The sequence below is a fragment of the Stenotrophomonas sp. YJH_SMC_122 genome, assembly GCF_059369535.1.
This window is the reverse complement of sequence record NZ_JCAFST010000001.1, coordinates 24496-39561: the sequence shown is the minus strand read 5'-3', so window position 1 is coordinate 39561 and position 15066 is coordinate 24496. Positions and strand designations below refer to the sequence as shown.

The window sequence follows — 15066 nt, the reverse complement described above, 5'->3', positions numbered from 1 at the left end:
CTCTACACAACGGCGGAGTCGAGCATGGCCCGACGCTACAACTCGGTCAGACGCGCTTGAAGATCAGCGTGCCGTTGGTGCCGCCGAAGCCGAAGCCATTGGACATCACCACGTCGACCTTGGCCTGGCGTGCTTCGTTGGGCACGTAGTCCAGGTCGCAGCCTTCGCCCGGCTGCTGCAGGTTGATGGTCGGCGGAATGACGTTGTCCTGCAGCGCCATCACCGAGAAGATCGCTTCCACGCCGCCGGCCGCGCCCAGCAGGTGGCCGGTCATCGACTTGGTGGAGCTGACCATCATCTTGTAGGCGTGGTCGCCGAAGGCGGTCTTCATCGCCATGGTCTCGCCCAGGTCGCCCAGCGGCGTGGAGGTGCCGTGCGCGTTGAGGTAACCGACCTGCTCCGGGCTCACGCCGGCGTCCTTCATGGCCATCACCATGCAGCGTGCGGCGCCTTCGCCGTTCTCGCTCGGGGCGGTCATGTGATACGCGTCGGAGCTGGCGCCGAAGCCGGCCAGTTCGCAGTAGATCTTCGCGCCACGGGCCTTGGCGTGCTCGTACTCTTCCAGGATCAGGATGCCGGCGCCGTCACCCAGCACGAAGCCGTCACGGTCCTTGTCCCACGGGCGCGAGGCCTGTTCCGGTGCGTCGTTGCGGGTGCTCATCGCCTTCATCGCGCAGAAACCGCCCAGTGCGGTCGGCGACGAGCCGCGCTCGGCACCACCGACCACCATCACGTCGGCATCGCCGTACTGGATCATGCGCATCGCGGTACCGATCGAATGGTTCGAGGTCGCGCACGCCGACACCGCCGAGAACGACGGGCCCTTCAGGCCGGTGATGATGCTCAGCTGGCCCGGCAGCATGTTGATGATGGTCTTGGGCACGTAGAAGGGCGAGATCTTCTTGCCCTCGTGGAACTCGATGGTCTGCTCTTCGATACCGAGCAGGCCGCCGATGCCGGCGCCGACAATGGCGCCGATGCGCTCGGCATTGGCGTCGGTGATCTCCAGGCCCGAGTCGTGCAGGGCCATGAACGAGGCACCGAGGCCGTAATGGATGAACGGGTCCATCTTCTTGGCATCCTTGCCGCTGACCCGGAATTTGCCGAACAGTTCGTTGTCGGCGGTGATGTCAAAGCCCTTGACCTCACCTGCAATCTTGGTGGTGAACCGGTCCAGGTAGGCATCGGCAACGTTGGTCAGCGGACCGATGCCCGAACGACCGTGGGTGATGCCTTCCCAGCTGCTGGCCAGATCATTGCCCAACGGCGAGACGATACCCAGGCCGGTTACGACGACGCGACGCTTCATTGCTGATTCTCCTGACCCGAAGGTTCAATCGGGTAACACGGTTTGCTTCGGTGTGATGCTCAAACACACGGGGCCGCAACTGCGGCCCCATGGGGTGCGGTGCGCGGCGAGCGGAGACCCGCGCGCGCACTGCCGTCTGACATCAGGCCTTGACGTGGGCCTTGATGTAGTCGATGGCGGCCTGCACGGTGCTGATCTTCTCGGCTTCTTCGTCCGGGATCTCGCACTCGAATTCTTCTTCCAGGGCCATCACCAGCTCGACGGTGTCCAGCGAGTCAGCGCCCAGGTCATCGACGAACGATGCGCTGTTGGTGACTTCTTCTTCCTTGACGCCAAGCTGTTCGACGACGATTTTCTTGACGCGTTCTTCGATGGTGCTCATGGGATCTCGCTCCAGATGGAGTTGTGGTTCAAAAGTGGTCGCCATCAAGGGCGATGGCCGTGGGATAGTGTAGTGGAAACCGGCGCGGCCTTGCATTGCAGCAAAAACCTCCGCAGATCAACCACTTGCGGCGCAATCCCTGCGCCCCTTGCTTACGGCATGTACATGCCGCCGTTCACATGGAGGGTTTCGCCGGTGATGTAACCGGCAGCCGGGCTGGCCAGGAACGCCACCGCATGGGCGATGTCCTCCGGCGAACCCAGGCGTTCGAGGGCGATGTCGTTGATCAGCGCGGTACGCGCTTCTTCCGGCAACGCCTTGGTCATGTCGGTGTCGATGAAGCCGGGTGCGACAACATTGACGGTGACGCCGCGCGAACCGATTTCCTTGGCCAGCGACTTGCTGAAGCCGATGATGCCGGCCTTGGCCGCGGCGTAGTTGGCCTGGCCGGCATTGCCGGTCACGCCCACCACCGATGCGATGTTGATGATGCGGCCCTTGCGCGCCTTCATCATGCCGCGCATCACCGCCTTGCTGGTACGGAACACGCTGGTCAGGTTGGTGTCGATGATCGACGCCCAGTCCTCGTCCTTCATGCGCATCAGCAGGTTGTCGCGGGTGATGCCGGCATTGTTGACCAGGATCGAGATCGGGCCGAATTCCTTGGCGATGCCATCGAGCACGCTGTCCAGCGCAGCGGCGTCAGTGACGTTCAGCGCGCGGCCGTGACCGCCGTGGGCGGCCAGGCGCTCACCGATCGCGGCGGCGCCGGATTCGGTGGTGGCGGTGCCGATGACGGTGGCGCCCTGGGCGGCCAGCAGATCGGCGATGGCGGCGCCAATGCCACGGCTGGCACCGGTGACCAGTGCGATTTCACCCTGCAGGGGCTTGCTCATGATGTTTTCCTCAGACGGGAGCGGCCGCCGCACCGTGCCGCTTGCAGCGGCCACCGGTACGGCCGGCAGGAACAGGGAAGGTCAGGCCGACCATGCCTCGCGGGCGGCTTCGAAGTCGCCCGGCGTGGCCAGCGGACGGCCGTCGATGGCCTTGTCGATGCGCTTGACCAGGCCGGTCAGCACCTTGCCCGGGCCGCACTCGGCGATCTGGGTGATGCCGCGGGCGGCCAGCGCCTGCACGCACCCGGTCCACTGCACCGGCTGGTACAGCTGCTGGACCAGCGCGGTGCGGATGGCGTCCACGCCGTCGTGCACCTGGGCATCGACGTTCTGCACCACCGGCAGCTGCGGCGCCTGCCAGGACAGGCCGGCCATCACTTCGGCCAGGCGGTTGGCGGCTTCGCGCATCAACGGGGTGTGCGAGGGCACGCTGACGGCCAGCTTGACCGCCTTGCGCACGCCCTTCTCGGCCAGCAGCGCCAGCGCACGGTCGACCGCATCGGCGTCGCCACCGATCACGATCTGGCCCGGCGAATTGAAGTTGGCCGGCACCACTACCTGGCTGCCTGCGGCTTCGGCACAGACATCCAGCACCAGCTGGTCTTCGGCACCGAGCACGGCGGCCATGGCACCGACACCGGCCGGCGCCGCTTCCTGCATCAGCTGGCCACGCAGGCGCACCAGGTGCGCACCGTCATGCAGGCTCAGCGCGCCGGCGGCAACCAGGGCGGTGTACTCGCCCAGGCTGTGGCCGGACAGCACCGACGGGCGCGGACCGCCCACGGCGTTCCAGGCGCGCCACACGCCGATGCTTGCGGCCAGCAGGGCCGGCTGGGTGTATTCGGTACGGTTGAGCATTTCCTCCGGGCCGCCCTGGGACAGCGCCCACAGGTCGACGCCGGCACCATCGGATGCCTCGGTGAAGGCTTCACGCACCTGCGGGTGCAGTTCGGCCAGCTCGGCCACCATGCCCACAGACTGCGAGCCCTGGCCGGGGAAGACAAAAGCGAGGGTGGATACGGTCACGCGGTCATCCGCTTGTTGCAATCGAAGCGGGCCATGATAAGGGGGAATCCGCTGTGTCGTCTGTACGTGCGCGTATGCAGGCGTATGGAGCAATGACAGGGTCAGATCCCTTTTCCACGGGAAATGGGATCTGACCCCGGCCGACGATCAGCAGAACAGCTGCAGGACGTCCAGATCGCCGTCGGCGAGGAAATCCACGCACAGGCCCACCAGCATCAGCACGCCAGCAGTGCTGGCACCGTGGGTGATGAAGATCGAATGGGCCAGCGCGCGCGCTGAGCGGCCCAGCTTCATGCAGACCCTGGCCAGGCTGCGCAGGCGGCCACTGACCGCATGCACGTGCTCGCGCACCGGCGCCTGGACCCCGCCCATCGCCTCGGCCATCATCGCCTGCAGATGTTCGGGGCGGTCGGCGTAGTACTTGGCCACGCCATAGCCGAACATCAGCCAGTCGCGGGCCTGCGCTTCGGACAGGTCCATCACTTCCAGCGGATCTTCCTCGAAATCGATGAAGCCGACCTGCTGCCCATCCCAGGTGAGATTGCGCGGCAACGGCTGGCCGAAATAGGCGCCGCGCGCATGCGCTTGGGCAATGGCCTGCATCGCCGCCATCACCAGCCGATCACGACCGGCTTCGTCGGCTTCGCGCAGGCAGGTATTGAACGAACTTCCGTTGTCGCCGATCACCAGCGCGGCATGGCCGGTGCCCAGCACGTCCGGTACGTTCACGCCTTGCGCCTGCAGCTCTGCAAGGCGGCGGGCCTCGGTTTCGCGCGCGGCGTCGCCACCACGGTGCGGCGGCGGGCGCAGGGCATCGAGATGGAAACGGCGCGCAACAAAATTGAGCAGGCCCAGGGCCAGTGCTCGGCTTCCCTTGCCGTACTGCTTCAGCCAGGCACGTTGCCCTTCGATGACGATGGGCTCAACCATGACAGGTCCTCCTTAAACGCGTTACGGCCCCGGAGGGCCGCAACGACAAGACTTCACGTTGTCGTAACTTGCACTATCAATAGCGCAGCAGGGCCGAACCCCACGTGAAGCCGCCGCCGAAGGCCTCCAGCAGCAGCAGCTGGCCGCGCTCGACCCTGCCCGACCGCACGGCGGCATCCAGCGCCAGCGGCACTGAACCGGACGAGGTGTTGCCGTGCTTGTCGACGGTCACCACAACCTGGTCCATGGACATGTCCAGGCGCTTGGCGGTGGCTTCGATGATGCGCAGGTTGGCCTGGTGCGGGATCAGCCAATCCAGGTCGGACTTGTCCAGGCCGTTGGCGGCCAGGGTCTCGTCCACGACCGAGTCCAGCGCCTTGACGGCGTACTTGAACACGTCGTTGCCCTTCATGTTGATGGTGCCGCCACCATTGGCGCCATCCTTGAAGCCGGTCGAAACGCCGACCGGGTTCCACAACAGCTCCTTCTTGCTGCCATCGGCATGCAGGTGAGTGCTGAGGATGCCGGTTTCTTCGTCGGCCTTGAGCACGACGGCGCCGGCGCCATCACCGAACAGCACGCAGGTGGTGCGATCGTTCCAGTCGACCATGCGGGTCAACGTTTCGGTGCCGATCACCAGCACGTGCTTGCAGTCGCCGGAGCGGATGAACTTGTCGGCCACGCCAAGCGCGAACACGAAGCCGGAACAGGCTGCGTTGACGTCGAAGGCGGGGCACCCGGCCACACCGAGCTTGGCCTGGATCAGGCACGCGGTGGACGGGAAAATAAGGTCAGGAGTGGTCGTGCCGACCACGATCATGTCGAGCTGCGAGGCATCGATGCCTGCGGCTTCAAGCGCGCGCAGGGCGGCGTTGTAGCCAAGGTCGCTGGTGGTTTCGCCTTCGGCCGCGATGTGCCGTTCACGAATTCCGGTGCGCGACTGGATCCACTCATCCGAGGTTTCGACCATTTTTTCCAGGTCGGCGTTGGTCAGGACTTTCTCCGGCAAATAGCTACCGGTGCCCGCGATCCTCGAATAGATCCGCTTGCTCATCATGTTTCCTGTTGCGCGGGCCGCCGATCACCGGCACGCCCGGGAAAGAAGGCAAAGGCCGCTGCCCGGAGGCAGCGGCCTTCCCGGCACATCAATCTTCTTCGACGGCCGAGGTCTTGGTCTGGATGACCTTCTTGCCGCGGTAGAAACCATCGGCAGTGATGTGGTGACGCAGGTGCACTTCGCCGGTGGTCGGGTCGGTCGACAGCTGCTTGGCGCTCAGGGCGTCATGCGAACGGCGCTGGCCGCGGCGGGACGGGGTAACACGGGATTTCTGCACAGCCATGGGATTGCTCCAAACTCGGTTCGTTTTGCTTCGTCGTATCGTCGCGCAGGACGCCAGCGCCCAGCACACTTTCGCTTTCGCCGCAGCCGCCGACGACAATCCGGCTGCTATTGTTTCTTCAGAGCTGCCAACGCCGCAAACGGGTTGGCCTTCTTCGTTTCTTCTTCGCTCGGCGCCCAGTCCTTGTCGACTGCCTCACCGTCGGGTGACAGCGGCACCACAGGCACCGCCAGCACCAACTCGTCCTCGACCAGGTCCAGCGGACGCAGCTGGCCGTCTTCCGGCACCAGCAACGCCTCGTATTCCTCCGGCAGGGACGATTCCTCGTCCTCGTCGCGGATCAGGCCAAGCCTCTGGGTCACCTTCACCGGCAACAGGAATCGCTGCATGCTGCGCTGACAGGTCAGCGGCAACGCGGTGTCGATGGTCAGTTCCACATAGGATACCCGCAAGACGTCGTCGCGACCGAATTCAAGCGAGTAGACACACTCGCCGTCGGTATCTGCGACCAACCCCTGCAGGCGGGTCAATTCAGCCAGGGAGACCTGACCGTCGAAGCGCCTTCGCGCTACAACCATCCGCCAGGCATCCAGCGTTTCGGGCACGTTCGCGGACATAAGCCGCTGAATACTAAGGATCGCACCGCCCGCTGTCAAATGCCCGCCATACAGGACTTGCTGCTGGCGTTGCCGGCGGGCCAGACTGCCGCACCCTGCCCCGGTATTCTCGCATGTCACTGGTCCTGGCCTCCACCTCCCGCTACCGTCGCGAACTGCTGCAACGGCTGGGCCTGCCCTTCGACTGCGCACGCCCGGAGGTGGATGAAACGCCGTTGAACGGCGAGGGTCCGCTGGCCCTGGCCACGCGCCTGGCCGCCGCCAAGGCGGCCGATGTCGCCACGCGGCATCCGGGTGCCTGGGTGATCGGCTCGGACCAGGTCGCCGACCTGAACGGCCAGCCGCTGGGCAAGCCGGGCACGGTCGAGGCGGCCTGTGCGCAGCTGGTGGCGATGTCCGGGCAGACGGTACGCTTTCACACGGCAATCAGTCTCAGGCGGGATGGAGAATCCCTGGCCGCCCTGGATCTGACCGAAGTGCACTTCCGCGCGCTGGGCTCGCAGGAGATCGCCCGCTACGTCGCCGTCGAGCAGCCACTGGACTGCGCCGGCAGCTTCAAGTGCGAGGGCCTGGGCATCAGCCTGTTCGAGGCGATCGACAACCGCGACCCGACCGCGCTGGTCGGCCTGCCACTGATCGCGCTGTGCGGCCTGCTGCGCAGGGCTGGATTCGCGGTGCCGTGAACGGTGGAGCCGAGCCCTTGCTCGGCCGTTTTTTTCGAGGCTGCCCGCCATCTGTAGCAGAAGCAGCCGAGCATCGGCTCGGCTCTACAGGACCAGGGACCTCAACGAACCTCGAACGGCTGCTCCTGCCACGCCTCCACGCTGCCATCGCGCCCGTGCAGGCGCAGGCCGAGCCAGTGCCGGCCCGGCGCCAGCGTGGTGGTGTCCAGCGACGCGTCGAAGCCCACCGCCGGATGCTGCGGATCGGTACTGCCCGGCCAGGCGGGGCGAACGTCGAACACGCGCCCGTAACGCGCGTCACCGATCGAGCGGCCATCAACCAGCACTTCAACCCGCGCCAGCCCGACCCCATCCTTGAATGCCCACCCCTTGATGGCGAGCGTTCCGGAGACCTTTTCACCGTTGGACGGCGCATCCAGCCAAGCCATCGCGGGCGTTACGCAGGGCCCCTGTGCACGCTTGGCCGGCAGCCGGAACAGCAGGAACCGCTGGAAGCCATGATCGCTGCTGACCACGCGCGGCGCCGGCAGCGGCCCCACCTGCTCGCAGATGGTGTGGTAGCGCGCCAGCAGATCGCGGTAGCGCTGGTCACTGGGTGACAACACCAGCAGCATCGGCATACTGCGCGGGCCTTCGTGCAGCAGGTCCCACTGCGCCAGCTGTGCGGTGCGCCCATGCTTGTCGTTGAGCGGATGTGGCAACACCTCGATATCACCGTTGCCCAGCTGGAAACCCAGTTCGGCACCAACCTTGAAGTTGCCCGCCAGCACACGCGTACCCGGTGGCATCTGCCGCAGTTCGTCACGCACCGCCACGGCCAGTGGCTGCCAGCCGGCAAAGTTGCGCGGGTAGTACTTGCTGCCGGCCATCTGCTCGCGCAGTGCCGGCGTGGACGCCATCAGGTAGTAGCCGAACGCCAGCACCGTACCTGCAGCAGCCAGCCACCAGCCGGTACGGCGCAGCCAGCGCGGCCAACCGTTGAGGACCACCGGCACGGCCACCAGCAACGCCAGGTAGCCTGGCAGCGGCCAGTGGAAACTGATCCGCTCGACATCGGTGAAGAAGCCCAGCAGGAAGATGCCCAGCGTCGACACCCCGCCCACCAGGCCGAAATAGCGCCACTGCACCCGCGCCCCACCGCCACTGCGGGTGCCCGCGAGGGCGACCTTCCACATCGCGATGCACAGGATCGGCGTCACCAGCATCGGCTGGATCACCAGGAACCACAGCCCCTCCCACTCGAACGCCCACGGGTGGCGCTCGACCACCTGGAACTTCAGGCCGGCATCGTGGTTGTCGGCATTCCACGCCAGCAACGGCAGCCAGGCCAGCACACCCACCGCCAGCGCCACCCATACGCGCGGGTCAGCCAGCATGCGACGGCCCTGCGGCAACGCCAGCAGCGCAATGAAGCCGACCCCGATGACACCAATGAAACGGTAGTGGCTGAGCGCACCGATCAGCAGGCCCAGCGCCAGCTTCATCGCCGAGGACGCATCCACGCTGTGCAGCAGGCGTGCACCTGCGTGCAGGCAGATCACCGCCGCCAGCGCCATCGGCACGTCCGGCACGGCCAGCAGGCCCAGCGTGGCCGACAACGGCATCAGCAGGGTCAGGCTGCCCGCCTGCCAACCGGCCACGTTGCCGAACCAGCGCGTGGCGATGCGCACCACCAGCATCGGCAGCAGCGCGCCGATGGCCAGGAACGGCAGGCGCAATGCGAGTACGTGATGGCCACCGATCTCCACGCCCAGGCGTGCCAGCCAGGCGGTCAGCCCAGGCAGGTCGGAATAGGCAGCGGCCAGATGCTGGCCTTCCTGCCAATAGAACGCCTCATCGACGAACAGCGGCAGGCGCGCAGCCACCACCAGCTTGGCCGCTGTGACCAGCGTCCACAACCAGAGAAATATCGTCCGCGCGCGCTGTTCGCCTTGCATTGCTCTATGGATAATCGAATGGATTCCAGACCTGAGACGATCATGCCAGCCTCGTCCCCCAATCCCAGCATGCTAACCGATCAACTGCGCCAGGCCCTGCGGGAGGCACAGGATCAGGTGAACGCACTGGTGCTGGGCAAGGTGCCGGAAGTCAGGCTGGCCTTTGTCGCCCTGCTTTCCGGCGGCCACCTGCTCATCGAGGATCTGCCCGGGCTGGGCAAGACCACGTTGGCGCACGCATTGGCCAGCAGCCTCGGCCTCAGCTTCCAGCGCGTGCAGTTCACCTCCGACCTGTTGCCGGCGGATGTACTTGGCGTTTCGGTGTACGAGGCCGGCAGCCGCCAGTTCCAGTTCCATCCCGGCCCGGTGTTCACCCACGTGCTGCTGGCCGATGAGATCAACCGCGCACCGCCGCGCACGCAGAGCGCGTTGCTGGAGGCGATGGCCGAGCAGCAGGTCACGCTGGATGGACAGACACATCCACTGCCCGACCCGTTCTTCGTCATCGCCACGCAGAACCCGGTCGACCTGTCCGGCACCTTCCCGTTGCCGGATTCGCAGCTGGATCGTTTCCTGCTGCGGCTGGCGATGGGCTACCCCAGCGCGCAGGCCGAGCGCGAGCTGCTGCGCGGCAGTGATCGCCGCGACCTGATCGCACGCGCGGTGCCAAAGCTGGACGACACCCAGGTGCGTGCCTTGCGTGAAGCGGTTGGCCAGGTGCATGCCAGCGACGCGTTGATCGACTACGTGCAGGCGCTGCTGACCCGCAGCCGACACCATGCCGGCGTGCGCGTAGGCCTGTCACCGCGCGCGGGACTGGCCCTGCTGCGTGCCGCCAGGGCACACGCGCTGCTGCTCGGCCGCGGGCATGTGGTGCCCGAAGACGTGCAGACGCTGTTCGTGGCGGTGGCCGGCCATCGCCTGGTGGCCGAAGCCGAATCCAGCTCCGGGCCGGCGCTGGCGCGGGCGATCCTGCAGACCGTCGCGGTGGACTGAAGGTGGCCACACGCTGGGCACGCATGCAGCTGCTGGCACGCCCCCGCAGGCCCGAAGCCCTGCCGCAGCGACTGGACCGCCATCGCATCTACGTACTACCGACCCGCTTCGGCCTGTTCGTCGCCACCCTGCTGTCGGCGATGCTGCTGGGCGCATTGAACTACAACAACAACCCAGCCCTGCTGCTGGCGCTGCTGCTGGCCGCGGCAGCGATCGCCAGCGCCATCGCCGCGCACCTGCAACTGTCCGGCATACAGATCGACGCGATCTCCGCCGAACCGGTACCGGCCGGGCATCCCCTGCGCCTGCGCGTGGACCTTTCGTTGCGCGACCCGCGCGCGCGCCATGGGCTGCACCTGCAGCTGGGCGCAAGCGAGGCCTGGGTTGCACTGCCTGCACACGGTCGCGGCGAAGTGGAGCTGGATGTTCCCAGCGAGCGCCGCGGCTGGCTGGAACTGCCCTGCATCCGCCTGTCGAGCACGCAGCCGCTGGGACTGGTGCGGGCATGGTCGTGGGTGTGGCCGGAGCAGCCGCTGCTGGTCTACCCGCTGGCCGAGGCACTGGCACCGCCGCTTCCGGAACGTGGCAACGACCCACTGCACACCCGCGCCCATGCCAGTGGCGATGAGCTGCACCAGTTGCGCCCCTATCGTGCCGGCGATGCCCCGCGCAGCATTGCCTGGAAACACTCGGCGCGCCGCGACAGCCTGCTGGTACGCGAGTACGAGAAGCCGATCGGCATCGAAGTGGTGCTGGACTGGCGCACGCTGGCACCGCTGGGCCATGAAGCGCGCATCGCGCGCCTGGCACGCTGGGTCGACATGGCCGAGCGCGAAGGTCGTCGCTATACGCTGCTGCTTCCGGCCCATCCGCCGTTGGGGCCCGGCCAGGGCGCCAGCCACTACCACCTGTGCCTGCGCGCACTGGCATTGATGCCCCATGACTGAGCCTGCCGTCCTGCTCGACCGCAATGCCCGCAGCTGGACCCTGGCCAGCGCAGCGCTGGCGCTGCTGCCACTGCTGCTGCAGCTGCCGCCGGTGCTTGCCATCGTGATCGCGATCGCCGCGGTGCTGACCACTGCGCTTTCGTGGCGGCGGGTGCTGCCGATGCCGGTTCGCCTGTTGCTGGTGCTGGCCATGCTTGCCACCATCGTCTGGCAGATGGGCATGGTGCGGCCGGGCCGCGATACCGGCTGCGCATTGCTGGCGGCGATGCTGGCGATCAAGTCCAGCGAACTGCGCAACCTGCGCGATGCGCGCAGCCTGCTGGGCTTCGCGTTGTTCTCGCCGTTCGCGGCCTTCCTGCTCGACCAGGGGCCGCTGACCACCGGGCTGGCAGCGCTGGCCGCAGTTGCCGCACTGCTGGCCCTGCAACGCCTGGCCCTGGACGAGGGCCACAGCCCTCGCCTGCCGCTGCGCGGACAACTGCGTGGTGTCGGCCGCCTGCTGGGGATCGGCCTGCCACTCGCGCTGGCCTGCTTCTGGCTGTTCCCGCGCTTGTCCACGCCGCTGTGGGGCGTACCCGAGCGAGCGGTGGGCACACCGGGCCTGGCTGACAGCATGGCGCCGGACCAGTGGCTGGACCTGATGGCCGACGACACCCCCGCGTTGCGCGTGCAGTTTTTCGGCGCGGTGCCCGAACCTGCGCAGCGCTATTGGCGCGGCCCGGTGCTGACGTCGTTCGACGGCCACCGCTGGAGCCGCGATCGCGCGACGGCCGGGCGCCCCGCACCGGTGGTCGAAACCACCGCACTGGGCTGGGACTACCAGATCGACTACGAGCCCACCGACCGTCGCCTGCTGGTGGCACTGGACCTGCCCAGCCGCGCACCGGAGGGCAGCAGCTTCGATGCCGACATGAGCCTGCGCAGCGACCGCACGCTGTCCGCGCTCAGCCGCTGGCGGTTGCATTCGGCGCCGCCGCAACGGTTCGACACCGATCTGTCGCCGTACCTGCGCCGCGCCGCGCTGCAGCTTCCGCCCGGCTTCAATCCGCGCACCGCCCAGCTCGCGCGGCAATGGCGGCAGGAGGCCGGCAGCGATGACGAGGCCATCGTCCGCCGTGCGCTGCAATGGATTACCCGCGACTTCTCCTACACGCTGGATACACCGGTGGCGGGGCGCGATCCGGTCGACGATTTCCTGTTCAACTACAAGGCCGGCTTCTGCCAGCACTTCAGCTCGGCCTTCGTGGTGCTGATGCGCAACGCCGGCATTCCGGCCCGGGTGGTGACCGGCTTCGCAGGCGGTACCCGTAACCGCATCGGCGACTACTGGGTGGTGCGTCGCATGGATGCCCACGCCTGGGCCGAAGTCTGGCTGCCGCAACGCGGCTGGGTGCGGGTCGACCCGACTGCCGCCGTGGCACCCGAACGCATCCTGGACACCGTGGACGACCGCCTGCAGGCCGGCACCGATACCCCGCTGCAACAGCGCTGGCTGCAACTGGGGCAGATGGGTGACTGGCTGCGCCGCGGCTGGAACGACCTGGTGCTGTCCTTCGATGCACGCCGCCAGCAGCAACTGCTCAAGCCGTTCGGGCTGGATGACCTCGGGCCGGCGCAGCTGGTGACCGGATTCGTGGTCGCCGCCCTGCTGGCACTGGCGTGGATGGCCTGGCTGCTGGCCCGCGGCGAGCGCGAGCGCGACCCGCTGCTGCGCGCCTGGCACCGGCTCGGGCGGCGGTATGCGCGCCTCGGCCTGGCCCGCGAACCGCACGAAACCGCACAGGACTGGGCACAGCGGGTTCACCGGCAGCGCCCCGACCCGACCCTGCTCGCGCTCAGCCAGCGTTTCGCCGACGCGCGCTACGCTGGAACTTGCACCGACCTCGCTTCATTATTGCGGGACCTGCGCAGGCATCGCCCGACTTCCGGAGCCTCCCCATGAACACCAAGTTCCTCCTCACCGCTGTGGCCACGCTGGCCCTGTCGGCCTGCGCCACGGCCCCCAAGCCGCTGCAGGGACAGTTCAGCCTGGTTTCCCCGCGCGACTCGGTCGCCACCCAGCAGGTCGGCACGCCGGTCCGATGGGGCGGCCGCATCATCGAGACCAAGCCCGGCCAGGGCGAGACCTGCTTCCAGATGATCTCGCGCCCGCTCAACGCCAGTGGCCGCCCGAACACCACCTCGTCCGACGCCAGCGACGGCCGCTTCATTGCCTGCCGCGCCGGTTTCTACGACCCGGCCGTGTTTGAACCCGGCCGTGACGTGACCTTCATCGGCAAGATCGACGGCTACCAGAACACGCGCATCGGGGACTACGACTACCGCCTGCCGAAGCTGTCGGCCGATGTGATCTACCTGTGGCCGGAACAGCGCCAGGTCGATGTGGTGCCCTACCCCTATGGCCCGTGGGGCCCGGGTCCGTGGGGCCCGTACTGGGGTGGCTACGGCCGTTGGGGCTGGTGGTGATCGCCACCCACCCTGCATGATCGGAAAAGGCCGCCTTCGGGCGGCCTTTTTCATCCACGCATGCGTGGACAGGGCCTCAACGCCCCGGCGTACCGAAATGCCCCAGCGGCGCGCCGGCCAGCAGGTGCATGTGGATGTGGAACACGGTCTGCCCAGCGTGCTCGCGGCAGTTCATCACGATGCGGTAGCCGTCCTGCGCGAAACCCTCGCGGCGCGCGTATTCGGCAGCGGCCAGGGCCAGCTTGCCGATCAGGTGCGCCTGCGACGGCTGCAGGTCGTCCAGGGTCGGGATGATCTCGTTCTTCGGAATGAACAGTACGTGCACCGGCGCCTGCGGTGCGATGTCCTTGAAGCCCAGCACCTCGTCGTCCTCATAGACGATGGTGGCCGGGATCTCGCGACGGATGATCTTGCTGAAGAGGGTTTCGTTGCTCATGGTCGGCCTCGGCGGGAGTGTCTTCCGCATTGTAGGCCGGCCGCGCCGGGCGATGCCCGGGTGATGCTCAATCGCGGAATTCGCTGCGCGTCCCGAACGCGTGCGACAGCGTGCCGCGGTCAACGTATTCAAGCTCGCCGCCAAGCGGCAGGCCCTGTGCCAGCCGGCTGGGCTGCACCTTGCGCGCGCGCGCCAGCTGCGCAAGGTAATGCGCAGTGGCTTCGCCTTCGACGGTGGCACTGGTGGCGATGATCAGCTCCTGTACCTCACCTTCGGCCAGCCGCTGCTCCAGCTGCTCCAGGCCCAGCTCGCGCGGGCCGACGCCATCGAGCGGCGACAGCCTGCCCTGCAGCACGAAGTAGACACCGCGAAAACCCGTCGCGTTCTCGATCGCGAGACGATCGGCCGGCGATTCGACCACGCACAGCTGGCTGCGCTCGCGGCTGCTGTTGGCACAGGTCGGGCACAGCTCGGTCTCGCTGAAGTCGCGGCACTGCGCGCAGTGGCCGATACGCTCCACCGCCAAGGCCAGCGTTTCGGCCAGGCGCTGGCCGCCTTCGCGCTCGCGCTCGAGCAGGTGGTAGGCCATGCGCTGCGCTGTCTTCTGGCCTACACCAGGCAGCACCCGCAGTGCGTCGATCAGTTGTTCAAGCAGGGGTGCGGACACGGCGGCATGCTTTGATGGCGTCGAGCAAGCTCGACAGCTACGTGTAGAGTCGAGCCCTGCTCGACTGAGGGTTGCAGCGGGCGCCTGCAGCGACAGGCGCCCCGCCAAAAATCAGAACGGCAGCTTCATGCCCGGCGGCAGCTGCATGCCGGCGGTGGCCGAACCCATCTTCGACTTCGACTCGGCATCGATCTTGTTCGAGGCATCGTTGAAGGCGGCGGCGATCAGGTCTTCCAGCATCTCCGGGTCGCTGGTCAGCGACGGGTCGATGCGCACCTTGCGGCATTCCTTGGCGCCGGTCAGGGTCACGCTGACCATGCCGCCGCCGGCACTGCCGGTCACTTCGATCCTGGCGATTTCTTCCTGGGCCTTCTGCAGGTTTTCCTGCATCTTCTGGGCCTGCTGCATCAGTTGGGCGATATTGCCGCGCATAG

General features: G+C 67.1%; 17 protein-coding genes. 5 read left to right on the top strand and 12 right to left on the bottom strand.

The features are described 5' to 3' along the window. Positions 1-46 precede the first annotated feature (46 nt). The 8 genes from fabF to AC5P66_RS00145 form a co-directional block, all read right to left on the bottom strand. Positions 47-1309 (bottom strand): beta-ketoacyl-ACP synthase II, encoded by a 1263-nt coding sequence (gene fabF, locus AC5P66_RS00180; RefSeq protein ID WP_049417071.1) that lies wholly within the window; start codon positions 1307-1309, stop codon positions 47-49. 142 nt (positions 1310-1451) lie between these two features. Beyond that, positions 1452-1691 (bottom strand): acyl carrier protein, encoded by a 240-nt coding sequence (gene acpP / locus AC5P66_RS00175; RefSeq protein ID WP_005415509.1) that lies wholly within the window; start codon positions 1689-1691, stop codon positions 1452-1454. Positions 1692-1843: 152 nt separating this feature from the next. Continuing rightward, positions 1844-2587: a 3-oxoacyl-ACP reductase FabG gene (fabG, locus tag AC5P66_RS00170; protein WP_005408312.1), complete on the bottom strand. Its 744-nt coding sequence runs from the start codon at positions 2585-2587 to the stop codon at positions 1844-1846. An 81-nt stretch (positions 2588-2668) separates the two neighbouring features. Then, positions 2669-3613 (bottom strand): ACP S-malonyltransferase, encoded by a 945-nt coding sequence (fabD, locus tag AC5P66_RS00165; protein ID WP_005415507.1) that lies wholly within the window; start codon positions 3611-3613, stop codon positions 2669-2671. A 147-nt stretch (positions 3614-3760) separates the two neighbouring features. After that, positions 3761-4543, bottom strand: coding sequence for a BUD32 family EKC/KEOPS complex subunit (locus tag AC5P66_RS00160; RefSeq protein ID WP_049417070.1), 783 nt, complete (start codon positions 4541-4543; stop codon positions 3761-3763). 76 nt (positions 4544-4619) lie between these two features. Beyond that, positions 4620-5597, bottom strand: coding sequence for a beta-ketoacyl-ACP synthase III (locus AC5P66_RS00155; protein ID WP_005415505.1), 978 nt, complete (start codon positions 5595-5597; stop codon positions 4620-4622). A 91-nt stretch (positions 5598-5688) separates the two neighbouring features. After that, positions 5689-5883, bottom strand: coding sequence for a 50S ribosomal protein L32 (gene rpmF / locus AC5P66_RS00150; RefSeq protein WP_005408308.1), 195 nt, complete (start codon positions 5881-5883; stop codon positions 5689-5691). A gap of 107 nt (positions 5884-5990) precedes the next feature. Next, positions 5991-6500 (bottom strand): YceD family protein, encoded by a 510-nt coding sequence (locus AC5P66_RS00145; protein WP_049404889.1) that lies wholly within the window; start codon positions 6498-6500, stop codon positions 5991-5993. A 113-nt stretch (positions 6501-6613) separates the two neighbouring features. Between AC5P66_RS00145 and AC5P66_RS00140 the strand changes: the two genes are divergently transcribed. Next, positions 6614-7183: a Maf family protein gene (locus AC5P66_RS00140; protein WP_099494683.1), complete on the top strand. Its 570-nt coding sequence runs from the start codon at positions 6614-6616 to the stop codon at positions 7181-7183. A gap of 101 nt (positions 7184-7284) precedes the next feature. On the opposite strand, the gene AC5P66_RS00135 is transcribed toward AC5P66_RS00140, so the two are convergent. Next, a complete protein-coding gene (locus tag AC5P66_RS00135) occupies positions 7285-9120 on the bottom strand; it encodes a glycosyltransferase family 39 protein (protein WP_099494682.1) in 1836 nt (611 codons plus the stop codon). A gap of 42 nt (positions 9121-9162) precedes the next feature. Here AC5P66_RS00135 and AC5P66_RS00130 point away from each other — a divergent pair, with 42 nt between their 5' ends. The 4 genes from AC5P66_RS00130 to AC5P66_RS00115 are packed head-to-tail and all read left to right on the top strand — an operon-like array spanning position 9163 to position 13529. Then, complete coding sequence (locus AC5P66_RS00130) at positions 9163-10116, top strand: AAA family ATPase (protein WP_049417066.1); 954 nt, start codon at positions 9163-9165, stop codon at positions 10114-10116. Positions 10117-10139: 23 nt separating this feature from the next. Beyond that, on the top strand, positions 10140-11063 hold the full coding sequence (locus AC5P66_RS00125; protein WP_181452419.1) for a DUF58 domain-containing protein: 924 nt from the start codon (positions 10140-10142) through the stop codon (positions 11061-11063). Next, on the top strand, positions 11056-13005 hold the full coding sequence (locus AC5P66_RS00120) for a transglutaminase TgpA family protein (protein ID WP_099494680.1): 1950 nt from the start codon (positions 11056-11058) through the stop codon (positions 13003-13005). The genes AC5P66_RS00125 and AC5P66_RS00120 overlap by 8 nt, the downstream gene beginning before the upstream one ends. Then, complete coding sequence (locus tag AC5P66_RS00115; RefSeq protein ID WP_049417063.1) at positions 13002-13529, top strand: Slp family lipoprotein; 528 nt, start codon at positions 13002-13004, stop codon at positions 13527-13529. The genes AC5P66_RS00120 and AC5P66_RS00115 overlap by 4 nt, the downstream gene beginning before the upstream one ends. A 76-nt stretch (positions 13530-13605) precedes the next feature. On the opposite strand, the gene AC5P66_RS00110 is transcribed toward AC5P66_RS00115, so the two are convergent. The 3 genes from AC5P66_RS00110 to AC5P66_RS00100 form a co-directional block, all read right to left on the bottom strand. Further along, positions 13606-13965, bottom strand: coding sequence for a histidine triad nucleotide-binding protein (locus tag AC5P66_RS00110; protein ID WP_014036181.1), 360 nt, complete (start codon positions 13963-13965; stop codon positions 13606-13608). Between the two features lie 67 nt (positions 13966-14032). Beyond that, complete coding sequence (gene recR / locus AC5P66_RS00105; RefSeq protein ID WP_005415496.1) at positions 14033-14632, bottom strand: recombination mediator RecR; 600 nt, start codon at positions 14630-14632, stop codon at positions 14033-14035. 111 nt (positions 14633-14743) lie between these two features. After that, on the bottom strand, positions 14744-15064 hold the full coding sequence (locus AC5P66_RS00100) for a YbaB/EbfC family nucleoid-associated protein (protein ID WP_019659509.1): 321 nt from the start codon (positions 15062-15064) through the stop codon (positions 14744-14746). Positions 15065-15066: the final 2 nt, after the last annotated feature.